The organism is Aggregicoccus sp. 17bor-14, from assembly GCF_009659535.1.
In the GTDB taxonomy this organism is placed as follows: domain Bacteria; phylum Myxococcota; class Myxococcia; order Myxococcales; family Myxococcaceae; genus Aggregicoccus.
The window spans coordinates 691,368-715,245 of record NZ_VJZZ01000001.1 but is presented as its reverse complement, the minus strand read 5'-3'; the positions used below and the strand labels follow the sequence as shown (position 1 = coordinate 715,245).

22 protein-coding genes are annotated in these 23,878 nt (G+C 71.5%); 9 read left to right on the top strand and 13 right to left on the bottom strand.

From position 1 onward, the window contains the following. Positions 1 to 48: 48 nt before the first annotated feature. From FGE12_RS03130 to FGE12_RS03120, 3 genes are read left to right on the top strand one after another with little or no spacing between them, the layout of a single operon-like run. A complete protein-coding gene (locus FGE12_RS03130) occupies positions 49 to 2,622 on the top strand; it encodes an adenylate/guanylate cyclase domain-containing protein (protein ID WP_194797520.1) in 2,574 nt (857 codons plus the stop codon). Next, on the top strand, positions 2,622 to 3,143 hold the full coding sequence (locus FGE12_RS03125; protein ID WP_153864655.1) for a hypothetical protein: 522 nt from the start codon (positions 2,622 to 2,624) through the stop codon (positions 3,141 to 3,143). The genes FGE12_RS03130 and FGE12_RS03125 overlap by 1 nt, the downstream gene beginning before the upstream one ends. Further along, complete coding sequence (locus tag FGE12_RS03120) at positions 3,140 to 4,237, top strand: M48 family metalloprotease (protein ID WP_153864654.1); 1,098 nt, start codon at positions 3,140 to 3,142, stop codon at positions 4,235 to 4,237. The genes FGE12_RS03125 and FGE12_RS03120 overlap by 4 nt, the downstream gene beginning before the upstream one ends. A 22-nt stretch (positions 4,238 to 4,259) precedes the next feature. On the opposite strand, the gene FGE12_RS03115 is transcribed toward FGE12_RS03120, so the two are convergent. From FGE12_RS03115 to FGE12_RS03080, 8 genes are all read right to left on the bottom strand, one after another. Further along, positions 4,260 to 5,222, bottom strand: a complete 963-nt coding sequence (locus FGE12_RS03115; RefSeq protein ID WP_153864653.1) for a hypothetical protein — start codon at positions 5,220 to 5,222, stop codon at positions 4,260 to 4,262. Positions 5,223 to 5,395: 173 nt separating this feature from the next. Next, a complete protein-coding gene (locus tag FGE12_RS03110; RefSeq protein WP_153864652.1) occupies positions 5,396 to 5,746 on the bottom strand; it encodes a ferredoxin in 351 nt (116 codons plus the stop codon). 13 nt (positions 5,747 to 5,759) lie between these two features. Beyond that, positions 5,760 to 7,067: a PTS transporter subunit EIIC gene (locus FGE12_RS03105; protein WP_153864651.1), complete on the bottom strand. Its 1,308-nt coding sequence runs from the start codon at positions 7,065 to 7,067 to the stop codon at positions 5,760 to 5,762. A gap of 91 nt (positions 7,068 to 7,158) precedes the next feature. Next, on the bottom strand, positions 7,159 to 7,959 hold the full coding sequence (locus FGE12_RS03100; RefSeq protein ID WP_153864650.1) for an NADH-quinone oxidoreductase subunit I: 801 nt from the start codon (positions 7,957 to 7,959) through the stop codon (positions 7,159 to 7,161). Positions 7,960 to 7,989: 30 nt separating this feature from the next. Next, a complete protein-coding gene (locus FGE12_RS03095; RefSeq protein WP_153864649.1) occupies positions 7,990 to 9,465 on the bottom strand; it encodes a complex I subunit 1 family protein in 1,476 nt (491 codons plus the stop codon). Next, positions 9,466 to 11,361, bottom strand: coding sequence for a 2Fe-2S iron-sulfur cluster-binding protein (locus FGE12_RS03090; RefSeq protein ID WP_194797519.1), 1,896 nt, complete (start codon positions 11,359 to 11,361; stop codon positions 9,466 to 9,468). Continuing rightward, positions 11,358 to 12,617: an NADH dehydrogenase (quinone) subunit D gene (gene nuoD / locus FGE12_RS03085; protein ID WP_153864648.1), complete on the bottom strand. Its 1,260-nt coding sequence runs from the start codon at positions 12,615 to 12,617 to the stop codon at positions 11,358 to 11,360. Before nuoD ends, FGE12_RS03090 begins: the two co-directional genes overlap by 4 nt. Positions 12,618 to 12,681: 64 nt before the next feature. Beyond that, positions 12,682 to 13,200 (bottom strand): NADH-quinone oxidoreductase subunit C, encoded by a 519-nt coding sequence (locus tag FGE12_RS03080; protein ID WP_153864647.1) that lies wholly within the window; start codon positions 13,198 to 13,200, stop codon positions 12,682 to 12,684. A 211-nt stretch (positions 13,201 to 13,411) separates the two neighbouring features. On the opposite strand from FGE12_RS03080, the gene FGE12_RS03075 reads away from it, so the two are divergent. Together FGE12_RS03075 and FGE12_RS29960 are read left to right on the top strand one after the other, a co-directional pair. Further along, entirely contained in the window at positions 13,412 to 15,436 is a 2,025-nt protein-coding gene (locus FGE12_RS03075) for a sulfatase-like hydrolase/transferase (RefSeq protein WP_194797517.1), read from the top strand. Positions 15,437 to 15,497: 61 nt separating this feature from the next. Continuing rightward, positions 15,498 to 15,980 (top strand): PaaI family thioesterase, encoded by a 483-nt coding sequence (locus FGE12_RS29960; RefSeq protein ID WP_194797516.1) that lies wholly within the window; start codon positions 15,498 to 15,500, stop codon positions 15,978 to 15,980. 81 nt (positions 15,981 to 16,061) lie between these two features. Here FGE12_RS29960 and FGE12_RS03070 read toward each other — a convergent pair whose 3' ends face one another. The 3 genes from FGE12_RS03070 to FGE12_RS03060 all read right to left on the bottom strand — a co-directional run bounded on the left by FGE12_RS03070 (position 16,062) and on the right by FGE12_RS03060 (position 17,962). Further along, positions 16,062 to 16,631, bottom strand: coding sequence for an NADH-quinone oxidoreductase subunit B (locus FGE12_RS03070; protein ID WP_153864646.1), 570 nt, complete (start codon positions 16,629 to 16,631; stop codon positions 16,062 to 16,064). A gap of 7 nt (positions 16,632 to 16,638) precedes the next feature. After that, the gene (locus tag FGE12_RS03065) at positions 16,639 to 17,010 is read right to left on the bottom strand and encodes an NADH-quinone oxidoreductase subunit A (RefSeq protein WP_153864645.1); all 372 of its coding nucleotides are present in this window, start codon (positions 17,008 to 17,010) and stop codon (positions 16,639 to 16,641) included. 103 nt (positions 17,011 to 17,113) lie between these two features. Beyond that, complete coding sequence (locus FGE12_RS03060) at positions 17,114 to 17,962, bottom strand: PHP domain-containing protein (RefSeq protein WP_153864644.1); 849 nt, start codon at positions 17,960 to 17,962, stop codon at positions 17,114 to 17,116. A gap of 86 nt (positions 17,963 to 18,048) precedes the next feature. Here FGE12_RS03060 and FGE12_RS03055 point away from each other — a divergent pair, with 86 nt between their 5' ends. The 4 genes from FGE12_RS03055 (at position 18,049) to FGE12_RS03040 (ending at position 20,936) form a co-directional block, all read left to right on the top strand. After that, entirely contained in the window at positions 18,049 to 18,510 is a 462-nt protein-coding gene (locus tag FGE12_RS03055; protein ID WP_153864643.1) for an Rrf2 family transcriptional regulator, read from the top strand. 52 nt (positions 18,511 to 18,562) lie between these two features. Continuing rightward, complete coding sequence (locus tag FGE12_RS03050) at positions 18,563 to 19,786, top strand: deoxyhypusine synthase family protein (protein WP_153864642.1); 1,224 nt, start codon at positions 18,563 to 18,565, stop codon at positions 19,784 to 19,786. A gap of 16 nt (positions 19,787 to 19,802) precedes the next feature. Then, positions 19,803 to 20,258, top strand: coding sequence for an OsmC family protein (locus FGE12_RS03045; RefSeq protein WP_153864641.1), 456 nt, complete (start codon positions 19,803 to 19,805; stop codon positions 20,256 to 20,258). A 150-nt stretch (positions 20,259 to 20,408) separates the two neighbouring features. Continuing rightward, positions 20,409 to 20,936, top strand: coding sequence for a hypothetical protein (locus tag FGE12_RS03040; protein WP_194797515.1), 528 nt, complete (start codon positions 20,409 to 20,411; stop codon positions 20,934 to 20,936). 10 nt (positions 20,937 to 20,946) lie between these two features. Here FGE12_RS03040 and FGE12_RS03035 read toward each other — a convergent pair whose 3' ends face one another. Next, positions 20,947 to 21,774: a hypothetical protein gene (locus tag FGE12_RS03035; RefSeq protein ID WP_153864640.1), complete on the bottom strand. Its 828-nt coding sequence runs from the start codon at positions 21,772 to 21,774 to the stop codon at positions 20,947 to 20,949. 12 nt (positions 21,775 to 21,786) lie between these two features. Beyond that, a complete protein-coding gene (speA, locus tag FGE12_RS03030) occupies positions 21,787 to 23,796 on the bottom strand; it encodes a biosynthetic arginine decarboxylase (protein ID WP_153864639.1) in 2,010 nt (669 codons plus the stop codon). Between the last annotated feature and the right edge of the window lie 82 nt (positions 23,797 to 23,878).

Sequence of the window (23,878 nt, the reverse complement as noted above, 5' to 3'; positions counted from 1 at the left end):
CGCTCGGCGCTGGGAACGGCCCGCACTTCCGGTATCCTCCGGCGCGAAGTGCACGGTCCCCTCCAATCCGCCGGTCGCCTCTTCTTCAAGCGCCTGGGCTTCTCGCTCTTGCAGGCAGCCATCTTCGGCAGCCTGGTGGGCCTGCTCGTCCTGCTGCGCCCGCCGCGCCCCGGCGTGGACGACGGCGAGGGGCCTGCGCCGCGCACGCTGCTCGCGGGACCCGCCGGCTGGCTCGAGGGGCTCGAGCGCGGCGCCTACGACTGGCGCGCCCGCGAGCTGGGCCGGCGCTCCACCCGCTCGGACTCCGTGGTGGTGGTGGCCATCGACGACGCCACGCTGGGCGAGGCACGCCAGAGCGAGCACCCGGGCATCGCGAGCCACCCCTGGCCGCGCGAGATCGTCGGCGGGATGACCGGGCGGCTCGTGGACGAGGGCGCCTCGCTCGTCATCCTCGACCTCCTCTTCCCCGAGCTCAGCCCCCGCGCCTGCGCGACGCAGGGGCTCTCGCCGGCGGGCACCGCGGACGACGACTCCGCCTTCCGCGCCCAGCTGGACCAGAAGCCGGGCACCTCGCTGCTCGCGTTCTCGTGGAGCGGCGCGCGCGCGCTGCCGCCCAGCAGCCGGCTGTGGACGCACCGCGTGCGGGTGGGGCGCTTCCAGGACCTCGCCGGCGCGCGGCCGCAGGTGCAGGCGGTGCTTGCGAACCAGCGCCCCGCGTACGTGCTGCCGGCCGGGGACGGCGTGGAGGTGTGGGCGGGCGTGGCCAATGCCGACGAGGGCGTCGCCTTCGCGGGCCTGCTCGAGCTCAAGGGGCCGCCGCTGGTGCGCGAGCGGCGCGCCGCGGACGACGCCCACCGCGTCACCCCCGTGGACCTGCTGGTGTCCATGGCCGAGGTGCAGGTGGAGGGGCTGGACCCGGAGCAGCTGCCCGAGGCGCGCCAGCTGGCGCACCCGGTGGCCCCGCTGCTCGGCGAGAAGAGCGAGTACGGCTCGGTGACGGTCATCCCCGACCCGGACGGCGTGGTGCGCGGCATCCCGCACCTCGTGCGCTACGTGCCGCGCCAGGGGGAGAGCCACCTGCTGCCCTCGATGCCGCTCGCCGCCGCGATGAAGCTCGCCGGCACGCGCCGCCTGCGCTACGCGGACGGACAGCTGCACATCGGCGACCGCTTCCACGTCCCCATGGACGCGACGGGCTACAGCCTCGTGCGCTGGGATGCGCCCGAGGTGGGGCGGGGCAGCCGCGGCTCGCTCAAGCGCGCGATTCCCGCGTGGAACGTGCTCACCAACCTCTTCGACGTCATCTCGGGCGTGCCCCCGCGCAACGCGCAGGACCTGAGCGGCCGCGTGGTGGTGCTCACCAACACCTCCAGCTACGCGACCGACTTCAAGCCCACGCCCATCGGGCAGGTGACCCCCGGCGGCTCCATCCTCGGCCAGAGCCTCGCCAACATCCTGCTCGGCGAGGGCATCCGGCGCGAGACGCCGCAGCACGACCTCTGGCTCACCTTCGGCATGGCCTTCCTCGGGGCCTTCCTCGCGCTCACCTTCTCGCAGCGCTTCCGCTCCGCGGCGGGCGCGGGCGTGTACTTCCTCAGCCTGGTGGCGGGCGCGGCCGGCTACGTCTTCTTCGCCTGGTACGTGTTCATCCACCAGCAGCGCTGGCTCGCGGTGGCGGGCCCGCTGCTCGCGATGGCGGCCACCTTCCTCTCCACCACTATCTACGCCTTCCGCACCGAGCGGCAGATCCGCGACTTCGTCAACAGCGCGCTGGGCCGCTACGTGAGCCCCGAGGTGGCGAAGCTCGTCACGCGCGACCTCACCCTGATGCGCCCCGAGCGGCGCCACATGACGGTGTACTTCTCGGACGTGGAGGGCTTCACCAGCCTCTCCGAGCAGCTGCCCCCCGAGCAGCTGGTGGCCTTCCTCAACGAGTACCTCACCGAGATGACGGCGGTGGTGCGGCGCAACGAGGGCCAGGTGGACAAGTACATCGGCGACGCCGTGATGGCCTTCTGGGGCGCCCCCGTGCGCACCGAGCGCCACGCGCACCAGGCCTGCGAGAGCGCGCTGCAGATGCGCGAGGCGCTGCTCAAGCACCAGGACCGCTGGCAGAAGAAGTACGGCCACCGCATCCACTTCCGCGCCGGCATCAACAGCGGCGAGGTGGTGGTGGGCGACATGGGCAGCCAGCTCAAGAGCAACTACACCGTGATGGGGGACGTGGTGAACGTGGCCTCGCGCCTGGAGGGCGCGAACAAGGCCTACGGCACCTTCCTCCTCGTGGGCGAGGCCACCGCGGACCTCACCCGCACCGAGTACGTCTACCGCGAGGTGGACCGCGTGCGCGTGAAGGGCAAGCAGCTGCCCAGCCGCGTGTACGAGTTGCTCGCGCGCCGCCACGAGCTGAGCCCGGAGCAGGAGGTGCAGCTCACGCTCTACGGCCGCGCGCTCGAGGCCTACCATGCCCGCCGCTTCGACGAGGCGCTCGCGCTCTTCTCGCAAGGCGCCGAGCGCTTCGAGGACCCGGTGTGCCGCGTCTACGCCGAGCGCTGCCGCGGGTACCTCACCGCCGCGCCCGCCCCCGAGTGGGACGGCGTCTTCGCGCTGAAGGAGAAGTGATGCTGCCCCTGGCCCCAGCGGTTCTCCTCGCGCTCGCGGTGGGAGGCGCGGCGAAGCTCGAGCCGCGCACCGTCACCAAGGCGAGCGTGTACCTGGTCAAGAGCCCCAGCTTCCTCGCCCCGCGCGCCTCTCGCCCCATCCTGCGCGGCCAGAAGGTGCTGGTGCAGGTGCCGGACCGCGCCGGGTGGCTGGCGGCACAATTCGAGAAGGAGAAGGGCTTCATCCACCTCACCTACCTGAGCGACCGGCCCGGCGCCTTCCGCGTGGGCGCGGGCAGCGGCGGGGTGAAGGGGGAGAGCGAGATCAGCGGCAACTACAACCTCGCCGTGGGCGGCTTCAGCCCCGAGGCCGAGAAGCGCTTCCGGGCGCAGAACCCGGACCTGGACACGGCCTTCGCGCGCCTCGAGCCCTTCATGCCCCTGTCCCCCGAGGGCGTGAGCGCGATGCCTCAGGATCCCGCGGCCCTCGCCGGCTTCCTCTCGGCGGCCGGTCTGCACCTGCCGCAGGAGGGCACGCCGTGAGCTGCCGTCGCCTCGTCCTGCTGGCGGCCGCGCTCGCGCTGCCCGGCTGCCAGACCCCGCTGGGGCAGACGCTCAGCCGCGAGCTCGCCGCCTCCCAGGGCCGCATCCAGAAGGAGGCGGCGAGCACCGGCGCCAAGCTGGGTACCCTGGGCGCGGCGCTCTCGGGCTGCACCCTGGACCGCCGCCGCGCCTACGAGATGGACGCCGAGCAGGAGTACTCCGTCGGCCGCACGGTGGCCGCCCGCCAGCTCGCGGCGCTGGACGTGGCCCCGCTGCCCGCCACGCACCCCACGGCACGCTACGTGAGCCGCGTGGGCACCTTCCTCGCGCTCGTCGCCGAGACCACCGGCAATGCGAGCGCACCGGACCGCGCGCGCGACCGGCCCGAGCACGTGCTCGACAACCGCCCCTGGCCGCTCGCGGGCTACCGGTTCCTCGTCCTGCCCTTGGCGGAGCCGCGCGCGACCGCGAGTCCCGGTGGCACGGTGATGGTGACGGCGGGGCTGCTGCGCGAGCTGAAGAGCGAGGAGGAGCTCGCGGCGGTGCTCGCGCACGAGGTGGCCCATGTCCAGCGCGGCCATGGCGTGGAGGTGCTCAAGGCGTACATGTGCCAGCACGCCGCGAAGTCCGAGGCCACGGCCGGCGTGAAGGCCTTCGCGGCGGACGTAGAGGGCAACGTGCGCTCGGGGCTGGGGGCCGTGGGACTGCGCGCGACGAATGATCCCAGCGTGCTCGCGGAGCTGCTCGGGAAGGCCACGGAGGGCGCCTTCGCCGTGTTCCAGCAGGGCTACCCCGAGGAGTTCGAGCTCGAGGCGGACCGCATGGCGGTGCGCTTCCTCGCCGGCGCGGGCTACCGCCCTGCGGCGCTCGATGACCTCTTCGTGCGCCTGCGCAAGGAGGCCCACGGCGCGGACGCGTACTCACGCACCCACCCGTCCTACGACGCGCGCCTGCGGACGGTGAGGCCCCGCATCGCGGCGCTCACGGCTGCGCAGCGCGAGCCGCAGGCCCAGGCGCTGGCCGTGCGCACGCGCCGCTTCGAGGTGGCCCTCTCGCCACTCGGAGAGGAGCACGCCGAGCTGGAGCCCGAGTAGCGCGGCGCGCGAGCCGAGGCCCTCACGCGGCGGACGTGCGCCTCGCCGAAGCGTAGACGGTCCCGCGCAGCCGCTCGTCGGGGCGGCCCTCCGTTTCCCCGATGTAGCGCACGAAGGCGCGCTCGGCGTCGGCGGGCGGAAGCCCGAAGCGCTGGACGAAGGCCTGCTCGTAGGACACGCCGCGCCCGACCGCCGCGACCGTGTCGGCCACGCGCTCGAGCGCGTCCGGGAAGCCCGTGCCGCCCAGCCGGGTGCGCAGGAACTCGACGTAGAGCGAGCCCGTCACCTCGCCGATGAAGCCGAAGGCGCCGGGCGTCTCGTCCTGCGGCTCGCGGAAGTGGGTCATGACGGCGGCCGCATCGCGCGCCGTCAGCGCCCCGAGCTGCTGGGCCACGTAGGCCACGTGCGGGTTGCCCAGGCCCTCCTTCTGCGGGTAGCGGTCGCCCAGCAGGTACGCCTTGCCCTCCTGCAGGTAGATGGGCACCGACGCGAGCCGGGGACCTGCTTCGCGGAAGTCCTGCACGTGGCTGAGCTCGTGGGCGATGGTGTCCTCCGCCTGTGGCTGGCGCCGGCCGAGCACCGAGTCCGGGACGACGAAGAGGTTCGGGCCGGCCGTCACGCCCGCCGTGCTGCCGCTCGCATCTCCCGTCACCCGCGCGAAGGCCTGCGCCGAGAGCACGGCCACCGTGAGGGGCGTGTGCAGGGGGCCCCCGTCCCTCCAGCGCTGCTCCGCTGCGTCGTACGCGTACGCGGCCTCGATGCGCTGCGCGAGGGCTCTGGCCTGCGCCGACGACAGAGGCTCGTCGCTGACCACGTTCACCTGCCCATCCTCGTAGACGGGCTGGAGCGACAGCCCGCCTCCGCTCGACACGGCCTGCGCGCGGCGGGCCTCCCTCGCCTGCGCCGGCGTCTGCGACGGCTCGTCCAGCTCCGGCGCCTGTGCCCACCCCGTCCCGCCCCGCACCCCCTGAATCCCTCCGCTCACGCCTCACCCCTCCGCTGTGCGCGCCATTCGCGCAGCGGAGCGCCATTGCAACGCGAGGGCCTGCACACCGTCAGAGAGACGCGGGGGCTCCGTGAGCCCGTGCAGCGGTGCCGGGTGGGACGCGCATCCCACGCTCCGGACGCGCAGCGCTGCTTCTCGGCGGCCGAGAGGCGCTACTCCTCGGGCTGGCCGAAGAGCTCGGGGACCGGCCGGTCCTCCGCGATGTGCTCGGCGAGCACGCGCTCGAGCTTCTCCGGCGTCATGCGCGCGTAGTACGCCTCGCCCTCCCAGCCCATGAGCTGGAAGTCCTCACGGCTCAGGGGATCGCGCTTGCCGCCGGTGTCCTCGCGCACGACGACGTTGGGCCCCATGTGGCACAGGCCGTAGCAGCCGCCGCGGTACAGCTCGCAGCGCGCCGTGAGGCCGCGGCTCGCGAGCGACTCGCGCGCCTGCGCGAAGAGCTCGTTGGCTCCATCTGCCTTGCAGTCCATCCCCTTGCAGATGGCCATCCGGTAGCGCTTCATCAGGACGAGGACCCTACGGACTCTGCGGCCCCGAGGAAAGCCGCGCCGCGCCTGCCTGCTCCGCCTCCTTTGCGAGCAGGCGGCGGTCGTAGCGGCGCACGAAGGGCCAGTACACCGCGAGCCCGAGCGCGAGGTTGAACATCTGCAGCAGCACCGCACGCGGGTCCTTCGTGGAGAGGAAGGCGCCGAGCGGGGCAGGCAGCGTCCAGGGCATCTCGAGGAAGGGCGGGCTCACCCAGCCCGCCGCGAGCGCCCCGTACGCCACGGCGCTGGAGAGCAGCGGCACCAGGATGAAGGGCACGGCGAGCGTGGCGTTGAGCACCACGGGCACGCCGAAGAGCAGGGGCTCGTTCACGTTGCAGAGCGCGGGCAGCAGCCCCACCCGGCCCACCGCGCGCAGCTGCGCGCTCTTCGCGCGCACCAGCAGCAGCGCGAGCGGCAGCGCCGCCCCCGAGCCTCCCTGCCAGACGAACCACGAGTAAAAGGGCAGGGGCGCGAGGTGGGGCAGCTTCAGGCCCGCGGCGGACGCGGCCATGTTCTCCACCAGCATCGACTCCCACAGCGGCCGCAGCGTGGCGAGCGCGGCGCTCGCGTGCACGCCCAGCAGCCACAGCGTGCTGTCCACCGCGACGACCGCGAGCGTCGCCGGGAGGCTTCCGGCCGCGACGAGGAAGGGCTGCGCCGCGCGCTCGAGCAGGTGCACCAGGTCCACCCCGGCCACGTGCACCAGGAGGAAGGTGAGCAGGATGGTGGCGAGGCAGGGCAGCAGCGCCACGAAGGAGCGCACCACGGCCTCGGGCGCTCCGCCCGGAAGCCGCAGCGTCCAGTTGCGGCGCACGAAGAGGCGGGTCAGCTCCACGCTCGACAGCGCGAGCAGCAGCCCCGCGAAGATGCCGCCCGCCCCCAGGCGCGCGAGCGGCAGCGCGGGGGGAAGCGGGGGCCCCGGCAGCGGCGTGGGGTAGGCCGCCACGAGGTAGGCCGCCATCGCCACCAGGCCCGCCGCCATCGGGTCCAGCGCGTAGGACTTCGCGAGCGAGTGCGCGCAGCAGAAGGTGACGTAGACGGCGATGAGCCCGCCCAGCATCCGGTAGGGGACGAGCAGCAGCGGCACGTACGGCGCCACCCAGGCCTGCAGCAGGGCGAAGGGCGGCTGCGCGGCGAGCAGGAACAGCGAGCCCACCAGCACCAGCGGCAGCGCCCCCACCACGCCGTCGCGCACGGCCACCAGGTGGCGCTGCCGGGTGAAGAAGTCTGCCACCGCCTGGAGGCGGGCGCGAAGGCCAGGGCTTTCGCCCGGGGAGGTGGCGGGGAGCGGGTGCACGGGAGGGCACCTTAAACGACTCCGGCCTGCCGTTCTCCCGCGGGGATGCGGGAGAGGGCAGGCCGGGAGAGGGGCCGCAGGCCGGAGGCGACTACTTGATGAACTTCGTCACCTTCACCGGCTTGTCGTCCTGCACCACGGTGCGAGGGCCGGTGGGCAGCGCCGCGGGGGCGTGCGCCGCGGCCGCGTGAGCGTGGCCGGCCGCGTGCCCGTGGGCGTCGCCCGCGTGCAGCGGGCCCGGCACCTTGAGCGGGACGAGCCCCTCGCCGATGCGCGTGTGGGCCTCCTTGTGGCCGTGGTGCGGCTCCTCGGAGCCCTCGCGCTTGTACCAGGGGTCCGAGGGATGGCTCACCGCGGGACCCTTGAGCAGCTTGGGGATGTCGTAGACGAAGCCCTGGCGGTTGTACTCGCTCGGGGTGTGCGTGTACGTGTCCATGCGGATGGCGTCCTTGGGGCACGCCTCCACGCACAGGCCGCACACGATGCAGCGCAGCTCGTCGATGACGAACGCGGTGGGGAACTTCTCGATCGTGCGGCTCTCGGAGGAGACGTCCGCAGGGTCGTACTCACCCGCCTCGATGTAGATGCACTGCGCCGGGCAGACGGTGGCGCACATGTAGCAGGCCACGCAGCGCGGCTTGCCGTCCTCGCGCGGCACCAGGCGGTGCAGGCCGCGGTAGCCGGGCGGGTAGGGGGTCTTCTCCTCCGGGTACTGCACCGTGGCCACGAGGCTGGTGCCGGTGCGGTCGAGCACCTGCACGTTCTCGTCGCGGGTGCCGAAGAGGTTGCGGAAGAAGTGCCGCGTGGACACGGCCAGCCCGCGGATCAGCTCGGGCAGGTACGTGCGCTCGCGGAGGTCTTCGCGGGGGTCCTGGGTTGCCTTGTAGGCCATGGTCGGGAGTGTCTCCGGGTTCCGGAAGGCTTAGTGCGAGGCCGCAGGGGCCGCGTGAGCGTGGTCGTCTGCGTGGGCGGCGTGAGCCGTTGCCCCGTGCGCCGCGATGGCGTGGCCGCCGTGGCCGTGGTCCAGCGCCCCGTGGCCGTGGTCGCCGTGGGCCCCGTGGCCGTGGCCGCCGCCGTGCGCGCCGGCGGTCTCGCGCTTGGTGAGGGTGAGCGCGATGACGAAGCCGATCTCCAGCAGACCCATCACCGCGAGCGCGCGCAGCGAGGGATCCCACAGCACCAGCGCCGCGCTGAGGAACAGGTTCACCAGGCCCGCGGGCAGGAGGATCTTCCAGCCCAGGGTCATGATCTGGTCGTAGCGGAAGCGCGGGAAGGTCCAGCGGATGGTCAGCTGCAGCCAGATGAGCAGCAGCACCTTGAGCCAGAACACCGTGCCCAGGATGGTGCCGTAGATCCAGCCGTGCTCCTGCATGAAGGAACTGGCCGCGAGCGCCTCGCCGTAGATGGGCAGGTGCCAGCCGCCGAAGAAGAGCACCGTGAGCACGCCGGAGAGCACCACGACCTCCACGAACTCGGAGATCATGAACAGGCCGAACTGCATGCCCGAGTACTCCACGAAGTAGCCGATGATCTCCGACTCACCCTCGGGAGAGTCGAAGGGGGCGCGCTTCGTCTCCGCGAAGGAGGCCGCGAAGAAGAGGATGAAGCCCAGGGGCTGCAGGAAGATGCCCCACGCAGGCAGGCCCACGTTCGCGTTGGCCGCCCAGAGGAAGCGCGCCTGGCCCGTCGCCACGCCCGCGCCCTCGTTCGCCATGTTGCCCACGAAGGCGGGCAGCTGCACGGTGGAGAAGGCCACCATCAGGCCCACCAGGCTCAGGCCCAGCGCGACCTCGTAGGAGATCATCTGCGAGGAGGCGCGCACGCCGCCCAGCAGCGCGAACTTGTTGTTGGACGCCCAGCCCGCGAGCGCCGTGCCGTACACCGCGAGCGAGGCGATGCCCAGCAGGTAGAGCATGCCGAAGTCCGGCGTCGCCACGACCATGTCGACGACGTGGCCGTCCCACTTCACCGAGGGGCCCACCGGCACCACGGCGAAGAGCGCGAACACCGGCGCGAACGCCAGGATGGGGCCGAGGTTGAAGAGGAACTTGTTCGCCCCCTCCGGCCGGAAGCGCTCCTTGGTGAGCATCTTCAGCGAGTCGGTGAGGATGTGCGGCAGGCCCATCAGCGAGTTGTTGATGGGGCCCACCACCAGCTTCGCGCGGTTCGGGCCGATGCGGTTCTGCATCAGCGCGCTCCACTTGCGCTCCGCCATGGTCAACAGCGTGGCCATGATCATCACGAAGACCAGCATCAGGAAGATGATGTTGGTCAGGCGGCTGGCGCCCGAGAACAGGTTCTCGGCGAGCCCGCCCACCACGTACGCGAGCGCCTGGATGCTGACGATCGCGCCCAGCATGACGGCGATGCCGGTGAAGATGCCAATGAGACGCTTCATCTAGAGACCCCTCACGCGCGGAGCACCGAACTCGCGGTACCCCGGAGGACGACCGTCCGCACCCGCGGGCAGCGGATTGATGCCCGGCTTCTCGCGATCCGACGGACTCGCCTTGTCCCAGTTGAACTCCGCGAAGCCCGTGACGGCCGCGCCCAGCGTGCGGAACACGTCGCGTGCGCTCGCCAGCGCGGGCTCCTTCGCCCCCAGCTCGCGGCCCAGCTCCGCCGCCCACTTCCAGTGCGGCATCGCCTCGCCCTTGGAGGGGTAGGCCTTGCGGAAGCGCTGGATGAGCCCGTCCACGTTGACGAAGCTGCCCTCGTCCTCCACGTGCACGCTGGCCGGCAGCAGCACGGTGGCCTGCGCCGTCACGGCGGACTCGTTCATGGCCTGCGCCACGAACACGTCCAGGCCGCCCACGAGCTTCGCGAAGCTGCCCTCGTCCGCCACGGGCACCTCGCAGCCCACGGCGTAGAGCGCCTTCACGCGGCCGCCCTCGAGCCCCTTCACCAGCTCCTGGAAGGGACGCAGGGTGAGGCCCAGGCCCGCCGCGACCATCTCGAGGCCGTTGCGGTTCGGGTTCTTGTCCGCGGTGTAGAGGTAGTGGTCCGGCGCGCCGTCCGGGCGGCCGCCCACGTAGACCTCCTTCACGCCCAGGCTGCTCTTGGCGAAGGAGAGCGCGCCGAGCAGGTCCTCGTTGGAAGCGACCGCGCTCGCGAGCACCGCGACCTTGCCGGCGCCCGCGCCCTTGAGGGCCTTGGCCGCGGCCTGCAGCGCATCCAGGCGGGTGATCTCCGCCGTGGCGGCGGCGCCGCCCGTGCGGCCGATGACCGGCGTGAGCACGCGGCCCTTGTTGAGGGACTTGTAGGTGAGCCGGCCCGCGTCGCACATCCAGCTCTTGTTCACTGCCTCGTTCTCGCGCGGGCGGTAGCGGTAGGTCTCCTGGCCCATCCAGTCCGCGTAGGTGTTGCAGCCGCGCGAGCAGCCGGTGCACACGGACGGGGTGGCGGAGAGGAACCAGCTGCGGGCCCGGAAGCGGTAGTCGCGGCTGAGCAGCGCGCCCACCGGGCAGATGTCCACGGTGTTGAGCGAGTAGTTGCTGTTGAGCTCGCTGCCCGGGAACACGTCGATGCGCTCGTGGCTGCCGCGGCCGAAGACGCCGAGCTGCGGCTCCTTCGGGATCTCGTTCATGAAGCGCACGCAGCGCGTGCAGATGATGCAGCGCTCCTGGTCCAGCACCACGAGGGGGCCGAGCACCTTGCGCTTGTTCTTCAGGACCTTGCCGCCCTCGAGCCGCGAGGGGCGGTAGTCGTACTTCATATAGTAGTCCTGCAGCTTGCACTCACCGGCCTGGTCGCAGATGGCGCAGTCGACCGGGTGGTTGAGCAGCAGGAACTCCATCACCGAGCGCTGGTTCTCCTTCACCTTGGGCGTGGTGGTCTTCACCACCTGGCCCTCGGCGAGCGGGGTCTGGCACGCGGGCACCAGCTTGGGCGCGTTGGAGGCCTCCACCAGGCAGATGCGGCAGTTGGCCGCGATGCTGAGGCGAGGGTGGTAGCAGTAGTAGGGGATCTCCGAGCCGACCGACTTGGCCGCCTCGATCATGTTCGTCCCCGGCTTGGCCACGACCTCCTTGCCGTCGATGGTGACGGTGACGAAGCCCGGGTTCTTGGGCGGCGGAGGCTTCGGGGGGCCCGCAGGCGGGGGCGCCGCGGCCTTGGGAGGCGCGGTGACGCTGGAGGGGTGCGCGGGGGCCGGGTCCTTCACCGCGCCCGCGGGCGGGTTGGACGGAGAGGGGCCACGCTGGGCCGCCGGGTCGTTGGTGGGGCTGCCCGTGGGGGGCTTCTGCGCGTCGCCCGTGGGCTTGCCGCCGCCGTTCTTGTTGTCGGTGTCGCTCACTGCTCGACCTCGCCGCCGATCATGTTGATCGTGTCAAAGGTGGGAATGAGGTCCGCGAGCATCTGCCCCTCGATGATGTGGGGCACCGCGGACAGGATGGGGAAGCCGGGGGCGCGCACGTGCAGCTTGTAGGGGCGGCCGCGCCCGTCGCTCACGATGTACCAGCCGAGCTCGCCGTTGGACGCCTCGGTGGAGTCGTAGACCTCGCCGGGCGGCACCTGGATGCCCTCCATGACGAGCTTGAAGTGGCTCATCACGCCCTCGATGGTCCCGTACACCTCGGGCTTGGGCGGCAGCGCGATGCGCCAGTCGTCCACGATGATGGGGCCGGCGGGGATGCTCTTGAGCGCCTGGCGGAGGATCTTGTCGCTCTGCTTCATCTCCTCCACGCGCATCAGGTAGCGATCGTAGTTGTCGCCGTGCTGACCGATGGGGACGTCGAAGTCGAAGCGGTCGTAGACCCAGTAGGGCTTCACCTTGCGGATGTCGTAGTCCACGCCGCAGGCGCGCAGGCAGGGGCCGGTCCACCCGAAGTCGATGGCGTCCTCGGCGCTGATGACGCCGGTGCCCTTCGTGCGGTCCACGAAGATGCGGTTGGACGTGAGCAGCACGTCCACCTCGTCGCGCAGCTCCGCGATCTTGTCGAGACTCTTGAGGGTCTTCTCGATCCAGCCCTCGGGCAGGTCGCGGTTCATGCCGCCGATGCGCCCGAAGCTGGTGGTGAGGCGCGCGCCGGTCAGCTCGCTCACCCGGTCCATGATCAGCTCGCGCGCCTCGATGCCGTAGAGGAACGCCGCGAAGCCGCCCAGCTCGAGGCTGATGGCGCCCACGCAGGTGAGGTGATCGTGCATGCGGTGCAGCTCGCTGCCGATGACGCGCATGTACTGGGCGCGCTCCGGGATCTCGAGGCCGATGAGCTTCTCGACCGCGTTGAGGTACCCGAAGTTGTTCATCATCGCGGACAGGTAGTTGAGCCGGTCCGTGTACGGCAGCACCTGGGTCCAGGTGACGTTCTCGCTGCTCTTCTGGAAGCCGCGGTGCAGGAAGCCGATCTCCGGGTCCGCGCGCACGATGGTCTCGCCATCGAGCTCCACCTTCATGCGCACCGTGCCGTGCATGGCCGGGTGCGAGGGGCCCATGTTCACGACCATCCGCTTCGTCTGCAGCTCGGCGGCCAGCTCGCTCTCGCGGGCGTAGGAGTCGGTGTCCGGGTTGTGCTCGTGCTGCTCGACGGGCTTGTGGGGCTGCTCAGCCATGGTGTGCTCGGGAGGCTCGGAGAAGCTGGGGGAGCTCGGAAGGAGGGGAGGGCGCTCGGGCGGCTCAGGCGACGCCGCTGGTGCCGGGGCCGCGGAAGATGTCCTTGATGGGCCGCTGCGGGATGAGCGGCTGCCGGTCGCGCATGGCGTAGTCCTTGCGCAGCGGGTGGCCCTGGAACTCCTCGTACATGAGGATGCGGCGCAGGTCCGGGTGACCGTCGAACTTCACGCCGTAGAAGTCCCAGACGAAGCGCTCCCACCAGTTCGCGCCCCGGAACACGGGCACCAGGGAGGGCACCACCGGGTTCGCCTCGGTGACGCGCACCTTGAGGCGCACGTGCTCGTGGCGCTTGAGGGAGTAGAGGAAGTAGACGACCTCGAAGCGAGGATCGTTCTCGGCGAGGTGCAGCCGGTCCACTCCGTCCGCGGAGAGGAACAGCTTGAACTCCAGGTCCGGCTCGCTCTTCAGGAAGGCGGCGACCTGGCGCAGGTGCTGGGGGTGGATGACCGCCCACGCCCCGCCCGCCCGGTCCACGTAGCGCTCCGCGACCGCCTCTGGAAACTGGGCGGAGACCCTGTCCAACGCGACTGTGCTCAAGGAAGCCCCGATGGCAAAAGAAACCAGCGGCTTATAAGGACGCCGCGAACCGGCCGTCAACGGAAAACCCCAAGCCATCCAGCGCACTTACGGGCCCGAGAAGCGCAGGTGCACGTGGGATTGCGCGGGGTTGGCCGCCCGGGGGTGCCGTGGCGCCCGGCGCCCCATTTCGGGTACACGGGAATCCGGCCCGCCCATGTCGCCCCGTCCGCTGCCGTCCCGCCCCTCCCGCTCGCCCCTCCGCTCTGCACTCCAGGGCCTCCGGGGCCTCTGGCCCCCGCTCGCCGGCGGGGCGCTGCTGGGGCTCGTCCTCTTCCTCGCCGAGAGCGCGCTGCTGGTGCGCGCGGGCACGGTGGGGGTGAACCTGGACGTGAGCGGGCCCTACGCGGCGCTCATGGCGCTGGTGCGCCCGCTGCTCCCGCCGCTGCTCTCGCGGGTGCTGCTCGCCTACCTGCTGGGAGGCGCGGTGCTCGGGGCGGGCGCGGGGCTGCTCGCCCGGGCCTGGGGGCGAAGGGGCGTGCTCCCGGTGACGCTGCACTGGGGGGTGCTCTTCGCGCTCCTCGCGTGGGACCGCGCCATCCAGCGCCCGGCGCTCTTCGACGACGTGCCGGCGGTGCGCGGCGCGCTCGAGTGGCTCACGCTGCACGGTGAGCCCTGGCAGCCGCAGGTGGCGGCGGCGCTGTGGCTGCTCGGCCATGCGGTGGCGCTGCTCCTGCGCTCGCGCCGCGGCGCTGCGGTGGGCGCGCTCGCCGCGGCGGGCGCGGTGGGGCTCATGGGAGGAGGGTGGGCGCTGCCTGGGGCCGGGCAGGCGCCGCCCGCGCCGCCGCCGCTGGTGGTGCTCATCGGCGTGGATGCGTTCCGGCCGGACCGGCTGCGGGCGCTGGGCGGCACGGGCGAGGTCGCGCCGCACCTGGACGCCTTCGTGCAGGAGGCCACGCTCTTCACCCGCGCGTACACGCCCATCGCGCAGACGGAGCCCGCGTGGCGCGCGCTGCTCACCGCGCGCTGGCCGCACCGCACCGGCGTGCGCTACCCGCTCACGGCGGACGCGCGCATCGTGGAGGCGCCCACCTTCGCGCAGGCCTTCGGCCGGGCGGGCTACGGGACGCTGTGGGCCACCGACTGCTCGCGCTTCCACTTCGAGGGCGAGGCCTCGGGGTTTGCGATGCGGCTGCAGCCGCCGCGCGGCGCGGTGAACTTCCTGCTGGAGAAGCTGCGCTACCGGGCGCTGGGGCTGTTCGCGGACAACCGGCTGGGGGCGTGGCTGCTGCCCGAGTTCATCGAGAACCGGGCGCTCGCGGGCGTCTATGACCCCCGCGGCTACGCGGACCGGCTCGCCTCGCGGATGCTGCGCCAGGCGGAGGCGGGCCCCGCGCTGCTCGCCTTCCACGCGACGGCGGCGCACTTCCCCGGAGACCCGGTCTACCCCTTCTACCGGCGCGAGGTGCCGGCCACCGAGCCGCTCGAGCGGCGCGTGCGCATGCAGTTCTCGCCCATCGCCGTAGGGGCGAAGGGCGGCGGCAGCGTGCGCGTGGCCGAGGGGCTCTACGACGAGCTCATCTCCCAGGCGGACGCGCAGGTGGGCGCGCTGCTGGACGCACTCAAGAAGAGCGGCCGCTACGACGACGCGCTCATCGTGCTGCTCTCGGACCACGGGGAGAGCTTCCACTCGGATCACCCGGAGCTCGCCGGCGCGACGCCCGTGCACGGCGCGCGGCTGCACGAGGAGGAGAACCGCATCCTGCTCGCGGTGAAGCTGCCGCGCAGCTGGGGCCGCGGCCCGGCGCAGGTGGACGCGCTGGTGCGCCTCATCGACGTGGGGCCCACGCTGCTGAGCGTGGCCGGGCTGCCCGGGCTTCCCGGGGCGGACGGCGTCTCGCTCGCGCCGCTGCTCAAGGGGGAGTCGCTGCCGGAGCCGCTGCGCCTCTACGCCGAGACGGGCTTCACGCACGCGAGCCCCGAGGTGTTCGAGCCCGCGCACCTGCCGGGCCTCGCGCGCGGCTTCGACAACTACCAGCTGCGCCCGGACGGCGTGGTGGAGGTCACTCCGGAGGCGCACGCGGCGATGCTGCGCGAGAAGGACCGGGGCGCCTTCGACGGCGAGAGCTGGCTGGTGGAGTGGCCCGGCAGCGACGGCAGCCTGCACCGCAGCTGCCGCGGGCCCTGCCGCAACGCCGCGCTCGAGCCCTGGTTCGACGCGGTGCTGCAGCGCGGGCCCTGAGGCGAGACGGCCCCTCAAAGGACACTCCCGGGGCCCGGGGGGCTGACGTAAGTTGGGCCGCATGAGCGCGAACCCCACCCCGAGCCTCCAGGAACGCTACGCCCCCCACAACGCCTGCTTCGGCTGCGGCCCCGCCAACGCGAAGGGGCTGCGCATCCGCAGCCTCCCGGAGAGCGAGGACTCCGGCATCGTCGTCGCGGAGTGGACGCCCGAGCCGCACCACCAGGCCTTCCCCGGCGTGCTCAACGGCGGGATCATCGGCGCGCTGCTGGACTGCCACTGCAACTGGACCGCGGCCTACCGCCTGATGCGCGAGGCGAACGCGTCCTCGCCGCCCTGCACGGTCACCGCGGACTACGCCATCAAGCTGCTGCGCCCCACGCCCATGACGGGCCCGGTGCAGCTGCGAGCGCAGGCGGTGGAGGTGAAGGGCGACCGCGCCGTCATCGAGGGCACGCTCACGGCGGGCGGCCGCGTGTGCGCCACCTGCCGCGGCACCTTCGTGGCGGTGAAGGAGGGGCACCCCGCGTACCACCGCTGGTGAGCCCCGAAAGCATCGGGCCCCGCCGCTCTCCCGTGGAGGAGAGCCGTGCGGGGCCCGGAGCACTGCGGTGCGGCGCGCCGACTACTTGGGGCTGCCGCTCGCGTTGAGCAGGTTGAAGCCCGCGGCGGTGGGGTTCGGCTGGCCGGTGTCCCCGATGCGGTGCACCTGGTTGCCGATCTTGTCCTGCAGCATCATCAGGCCGTCGAGCACCTGCTCGGGGCGGGGCGGGCAGCCGGGGATGTACACGTCCACCGGGATGATGCGGTCGATGCCCTGCAGCACCGCGTAGTTGTCGTAGAAGCCGCCGGAGCTCGCGCACACGCCGAAGGCCACCACCCACTTGGGCTCGGCCATCTGCTCGTACACGCGCTTGAGGATGGGGGCCTGCTTCAGGTTGATCGTCCCGATCACCATCAGCAGGTCCGCCTGGCGCGGGCTGAAGCGCGGGAACTCGGCGCCGAAGCGCGCGATGTCGTAGCGGCCCGCGGCGACGGACATGTACTCCATGCCGCAGCACGCAGTGGCGAAGGGATAGGTGAACAGCGAGTACTTGCGCGCCCAGCCGAGGCCCTTGGAGACCATGCGCTGGATGAAGCCCATCGCGTCGTCGCGGCGGGTGGCAATCACGGGTGCAACGTCGATTTCAGCCATGGTGCTCTCAGCTCTCCCAGTCCAGGGCGCCCTTCTTCCAGACGTAAATGAGGCCCACGACGAGCGTGGCCGCGAAGACGATCATCTCGGTGTAGCCGAACCAGCCCAGCGCCTGGAGGTTCACGGCCCACGGGTAGAGGAACACGGCCTCCACATCGAACACGATGAAGAGTAGCGCGACGACGTAGAACTTCACGGCGAAGCGCTGGCGGGCGGGTCCGCTCGACTCGGAGCCGGCCTCGAAGGCCATCGACTTGATCTTGCTCGGCCGGCGAGGGCCGAGCATGCCGGCGAGGAGCGGGATGGCGCAGGCCATCACGCCCGCGAGCAGCAGCACGACGGCCAGCGGCAGGTAGGGCGTCAGCGGGGTCGGGTTCATCGGCGGCGGAACCTAAAGCCCGGCCCTCGGGGTGTCAAAGGGAATTCGGGGCCTAAACCGTTGAGACTACGGTGGAAAGGTCGCGCGGCCACAGCCCGCCTTCTCAGAGGGATAGGCCGGCCGGATGCCACTGCGGGCGCGGCGCGCGTGCGATCAGCGCGGCCAGGTTCGCGCGTGGCATCGAGGCGCAGCCCGGCGTGCGGCCCGGACTCACCTTCGCCCCGTGGAAGTCGCTGCCAGCGGTGGGGACCAGGTCCAGCTGGCGGGCGAGCTTGCTCCACTTCTCCCGGACGCTGGGGTGGTGATCCATGTGGAAGACCTCGAGGCCACTGAGCCCCGCCGCCGCGAGCTGCTGCAGCTCGGGCAGCTCCACGCGGCTCGACTGCGGGTGGGCGAGGGTGGCGGTGCCGCCCGCCTCGCGGATGAGGCGGATGGCGTCCGCGCCCTGCAGCTTCTCGCGCTCCACGGTCATGGGGCGCCCTTCGCCCAGGTAGCGGTCGAAGGCGTCCTGCAGGCTCGTGCAGTAGCCCCTCTCCACCAGCAGGCGCGCGAGGTGGGGGCGGCCCAGCTGGGCGTCGCCGGCGATGGCGCGCACCTGCTCCATGTGCAGCGGGAAGCCCAGTGCCTGGGCGCGGGCGATCATCGCCTCCATGCGCCCGCTGCGCTCGCCGCGCAGGCGCTCGGTGACCTGGAGCAGGGCCGCGTGCGCGGAGTCGATGAAGTGCCCGAGCAGGTGCACCTCCTTGCGCCCCACGAAGGCGGAGACCTCGATGCCCGGCACGAAGGCCACGCCGAGCAGGCGGGCGGCCTCCTGCGCGCTCGCGAGCCCGGCGACCGTGTCGTGATCCGTCACCGCCAGCACCTTCACGCCGGCCTTCGCTGCCAGCGCGAGCAGCGCTTCGGGCGCGTGCTCGCCGTCGCTCGCGGTGGTATGGGAGTGCAGGTCGATCAAGGCTCGGTGCTCGGGCGTTCGAGTTGAAAGCCGCTCTTACGCGACTTAAGGTGAAGGATAACGCTTCTTCTAGCTGAAGGCCGCGAATGCAGCACCCACTCCAGATCTCCCGGAAGATTGAGTACGGCCTGCGCGCGATGATCTTCCTCGCGTCCCAGCCGCCGGAGCGGACGGTGCCGTTCAAGGAGATCGCGCGCCGGATGGAAGTGCCGCAGGACTTCCTCGCCAAGATCCTCAAGACGCTGGTGGAGCAGGGGCTCGCCCGCTCGACCCGCGGCGCGCACGGCGGCTACCAGCTCTCGCGCCCCGCCCGGGAGATCTCCTTCCTGGACGTGATCGAGGCGGTGGAGGGCCCGGTGGTGGTCAACGTCTGCCAGGACCGCCACGACGCCTGCAAGGTGAGCCGAAGCTGCACCATGTACGGGGTGTGGAAGCTGGGACAGGAGCGGATGCTCGAGGTGTACCGGGCGGCCACCCTGGACACCCTGGCGATGACCGACCTGCGGCCGAGCGACGCGCCGGTGCCGCTGTCCATCGTCAGCGCCTAGCGCGCGGATCCTTCCCCACCTGCGCGGGCACGGTGCTAAACCGCGCCTCGCCATGGCCAAGACCGAGAAGAAGACCCGCAAGACCCTGCGCGCCCACTACTCCGGCGCGCGCAAGGCGGATCCCCGTCCCATCAGCGGCAAGGAGACGCCGCACGAGCTGCTCGCCCACGCCTTCAGCGCCTACGTCGGCCGCCAGGAGCGCACGGCCTTCGAGCTGATGCAGCAGTCGATGGCGCAGGACGCCTCCATCTTCCTCACCATGTCCGGCGCGATGACGCCTGCGGGGCTGCACCAGAGCTGCCTCATCCCGCTCATCGAGCGCGGCGTCATCTCGGCCATCACGACCACGGGCGCGAACCTCTACCACGACGCGCACCGCATCATCGGCCACGCCATCCGCGAGGTGAACCCGAACGCGAGCGACCTGCAGTACCGGCTCGCGCGCGTCATCCGCATCTACGACCTCGGCTTCTGGGAGGAGGCGCTGCTGGACACGGACCGCCTCTTCTCCGCGATCATCCGCGGCCCCGAGTTCCAGAAGAAGATGACCACCCCCGAGTTCCACTACCTGCTGGGCAAGGCGGTGGCGGGGATCGAGAAGAGCCTGGGCGTGAAGCAGCCCTCGCTGCTGTCCACCGCGTACAAGCACGGGGTGCCCATCTGGGTGGGCGCCGTGCAGGACGGCTCCATCTTCCTCAACGTGGTGAAGCTCAAGCGGCTGCTCGGCGACGAGTTCAAGTTCGAGCTGGACATCAACGACGACGTCTACTCGATGGCCGCGATGCAGCACTTCTGCCGCCACAGCGGCTCCAAGCGCCTCGCCATCTGGATCCTCGGCGGCGGCGTGCCCAAGAACTACACCCTGCAGGGCGAGCCGCTGCTGGACCAGATCCTCAACGTGCCCACCCAGGGCTTCGACATCGACCTGCAGTTCTGCGTGGACCCGGTGGACAACGGCGCGCTCTCCAGCGCTCCGGCCGGCGAGGGCCACACCTGGGGCAAGGTCTCCGTGGAGGCGGTGGAGTCGGGCAGCGTCTACGTGCACACCGACGTGACGGCCGTGTTCCCCTGGCTCACCCACGCGCTGCTCAGCGACCCCAAGGTGAAGCGCAAGCCGATGCGCCTGATGGACCGCATGGAGGACGCGGTGCGCTTCCTGGACAAGGACGTGCAGAAGCGGCGCAAGGAGCTGATGAAGACGCTGGACTGGAGCGTCGAGGACGCCGAGCCCAGCCGCGTGAAGGACGCGAAGCAGCACGACACCTACGTTCGCTGACCGGAGAGCCCCGAGCATGTCCCAGAACCCGACCCCTCCTGCGTCTCCTGCGCCCACGGGCGTGATGATGACCGCCGCGAGCGCGCCCGCCTTCAAGGTGCAGCTCACGCACGGCCCCTCGGGCTCGCCGCTCGTCACCGAGGCCCCCAAGGACAACGGCGGCACGGGCGGCTCCTTCTCGCCCACGGACCTGGTGGGCGCGGCGCTCGCCTCCTGCGCGCTCACCACCATGGCGCTCGTCGCCTCGCGTGAAGGCATCGCGCTCGGCGAGGCGCGCGCCTCGGTGGAGAAGCGCATGAGCCCGCCGCCGCGGCGCATCGCCGAGCTGGTGCTGGAGATCCACATGCCTGCGGGGCTCAGCCCCGAGCACCGCGCGCGCATGGAGCAGACGGCCCACGACTGCCCCGTCGCCCGCAGCCTGCACCCGGACGTGAAGATCCCCCTGCGCTTCCACTATCCGGACGCGCGCTAGCTCCGGCGCCTCCGGGCGCGAAGGCGGGGAGGGCGCTCCGGCTCACCACCCCGCCGCACCACCCTGCGGGTGCGCCCTGTGCGCCCGCGGGCGCAGGAAGACCGTACGACGTGGCGCCCGGCCGGGGGCGTCGCCCCTCTGGAGCTGCGCGTGGACCTCAGCCTGCTCGGCATCTACCTCAACGATCACCTCGCGGGCGCGACCGCCGGCGTGGAGCTCGCGCGGCGCACCTGGCGCGAGAACGAAGATCACCCGGTGGGCCTCTGCTTCATCCAGCTCGTGCCCGAGCTCGCCGACGACCGCGTGCAGCTGCGCCGGGTGATGGCCGCGCTCGGCGTGCCCGAGGACGGGCTCAAGCAGCGCGCCGCGCTCGTGATGGAGCGGGTGGGGCGCCTGAAGCTCAACGGGAGGCTCGTGCGCTACTCGCCCCTGAGCCGGCTGCACGAGCTGGAGGCGCTCGAGACGGCCACCCAGGGGCGCCTCGCGCTGTGGCGGCTGCTGCAGGTGCTCGCGGGGGACGACGTGCGGCTGCGCGGCTTCGACTTCGGGGCCCGCGTCGAGCGCGCGCGGGCGCAGCAGGCCGAGCTCGAGCGGCTGCGGCTGCTCGCCGCGCGCGAGGCCTTCCTGGCCGAGCGCAGCGCCGAGGCCCCGGCCGAGGGCGGCGTGCCGCAGGCCTGAGCCGCTTCGCTCAGGGGCCCGCGCGGCCCTTCGCGAGGTCCGCCTGGCAGGCGGCGTCGAACTCGAGCTGGGGGCTGCCCGCGCCGAGCCGCTTCGCGAGCAGCTGGATGCTGCTGGGCGCCTCGAAGGCCCAGTACATGATGCACTGGTCGCTCGCGTCGTGCTTCGCGTGGGTCGCATCCTCGTGGGGCTGCACCATGGACAGGCCGTTGTTCACGAGCCCCAGCAGGTGCCCCGTCTCGTGCAGCCACACCCCCTGCTCGGAGGCCGCGCACACGGCGTCGCTCACGAGGCTGCTGGGGTCCTGGCGGCAGTAGTGCTCGATGACGTCCTTGAAGAGCACCAGGTGCGTGCTCGCCCAGGCGATGCCCAGCACGTCCGGATTCTGGTAGCTGCCGTCCACGAAGAGCACGTGCATGCGGATGGTGCCCGCCGCGCCATTGTTTCCGAAGGTCTGCTGGGCCAGCGGGAACAGCTCCGCGTCCGTCCACACATGGTCCGCGCCGCGGCTCGCCACGTCCTGCTGGTCCAGGACGACCTTCACGCCCGCGGGCTTGTCCACCACCTTCGCGAGCGCGCTCTCGATGAACGAGATGGACGCGGCGCGCGGCGCCTTGCCGGGCACGCTGTCCACCTCGAGCTCCAGACGCGAGTAGGGGCTCGCGCGCAGGAGGTCCAGGGCCCGCGCCTGCACGGCGGGGCTCACGGGGCCGGGGTTGCCCCCGTCGCCGCCCGCGCCCCCGCCGTCCGGGGTGCCGGAGGGCGAGGGGCTCGCGTCGTGGGTGCCGCAGGCGCCGAGTGCGAGCAGCAGGGCTGTGAGCAGGGCAGGGAGGCGCACGGGACGCGTGGGCTACCCGCTGACGAGGGGCGGCGTCGCGCGGTCCGTCGCGGGCTTGTCCGCCGCCACCAGGCGCAGCTGCGCGGCGGAGGCGCTCGTCGCGTCCACCTCGCGCTCCAGGTAGGTGTAGCCCGCGAGCCCGTCCTCGTAGACGCGCAGCAGCGTGCGCGACTCGTCGAGCGAGATCTTCCCCGCGCGCAGCGCCGCCTCGGTGCTCTTGCGCATCTTCGCGACCAGGTGCTCCTTCGAGTAGCTCACGTAGTGGAGCACCTCGTTCACCGTGTCGCCCTCGACCACGTGGTCGATGAGGTAGCCGCCGCCCGGGGCGAGGCTCACCTGCACCGCGTGCGTGTCGCCGAAGAGGTTGTGCAGGTCGCCCAGGATCTCCTGGTAGGCGCCGACGAGGAAGATGCCGAGCAGGTAGTCGTCGTCGTTGAGCGAGTGCAGCTCGAGCGAGTCCTTCACCTCGCGCCGGTCGATGAAGTGCTCGATCTTCCCGTCCGAGTCGCAGGTGATGTCCGCGAGCACGCCGCGGCGCACCGGCTTCTCGTTGAGCCGGTGGATGGGCATCACCGGGAAGAGCTGGTCGATGGCCCAGCTGTCCGGCAGCGACTGGAACACGGAGAAGTTGCAGAAGTAGGTGTCCGAGAGCTGCTTCTCGAGCGCCTCGAGCTCCTCGGGGATCTCACCGGCCTCGCGCGCGATGCGCATGATCTTCTGGCACAGCGCCCAGAAGATGTTCTCGGCGAGCACGCGCTGCTCGAGCGGCAGGTGGCCGAGGCTGAAGAGCGAGAGGCTCTCCTCCTTGTACTCCTGCGCGTCGTGGTAGGCCTCGAGCAGGTTCTTGTTCGTCACCTCGCGGTAGGTGGCGAGCAGGTTGCGCACCACCGAGGGCGAGTTCTCGGGGGCCTTGTCCGGCACGTGCGCGGGGTCGAACTCGCTGGTGCCCAGCACGTCCACCACCAGCACGGCGTGGTGCGCGACGATGGCGCGGCCCGACTCGGAGACGAGCGTGGGGTGCGGCACCCCGGCCTGGTCACAGGCCTCGAGCACGCTGAACACCACGTCGTTCGCGTACTCCTCGGTGGTGTAGTTCATCGAGGAGGTGAAGTTGGTCTGACTGCCGTCGTAGTCCACGCCGAGGCCGCCGCCCACGTCCAGGTACTTGAGGCTCGCACCCAGGCGCGCCACCTCCACGTAGAAGCGGCCCACCTCGCGCAGCGCGTTCTTCACGTTGCGGATGTTGGAGATCTGGCTGCCCAGGTGGAAGTGCAGGAGCTCGAAGCTGCCGAGGAGGTTCGCCTCGCGCATGAACTCGATGGCCTTCATCAGCTCGCTGGAGGAGAGGCCGAACTTGGAGCGGTCGCCGCCCGAGGCCTCCCACTTGCCCGCGCCGCGGGTGCTGAGCTTCACGCGGATGCCGATGCGCGGCGCGATCCCGGTGCGGCGCGCGACCTCGGCGATGAGCGGCAGCTCGCTGGGCTTCTCCACCACGAGGATGACCTTGCGGCCGAGGCGGCTGAAGTACAGCGCCGTCTCCACGTACTCCTCGTCCTTGTAGCCGTTGCAGATGACCAGGCCGTCCTCCTGGTCCAGCATCGCCATCACCGCGAGCAGCTCCGGCTTGCTGCCGGCCTCGAGCCCGTAGCCGTAGGCGTTGCCCGCCTCGACGATGGTCTCCACCACGTAGCGGTGCTGGTTCACCTTGATGGGGTAAACGCCGCGGTAGCCGCCCTTGTACCCGTGCTCGGTGATGGCCTTGCGGAAGGCCTCGTTGAGGTGGACCACGCGGTTGCGCAGCAGGTCCGTGAAGCGGATGAGCAGGGGCAGGCCGATGCCGCGCCGGCGCACCTCGTCCACGAGCTCCTTGAGGTCCATGCTCGGGGTGGTGGGGCCACCCGGGTGGACGCTGACGTTCCCCTTCTCGTTGATGCCGAAGTAGGAGGCACCCCAGTTGCGGATGCCATAGGTCTCGTGTGCGTCGGCAACGGTCCAGCGGTGCTTCGCGGCGGGGGTGGTCATCGGCGTCGTGTGTCTCCCTGGCTGGTCCTGCGAAAAGGCCCCCCGCGCTTAAGCAGAACGGCCTTCGCGCGCAACTACAGTG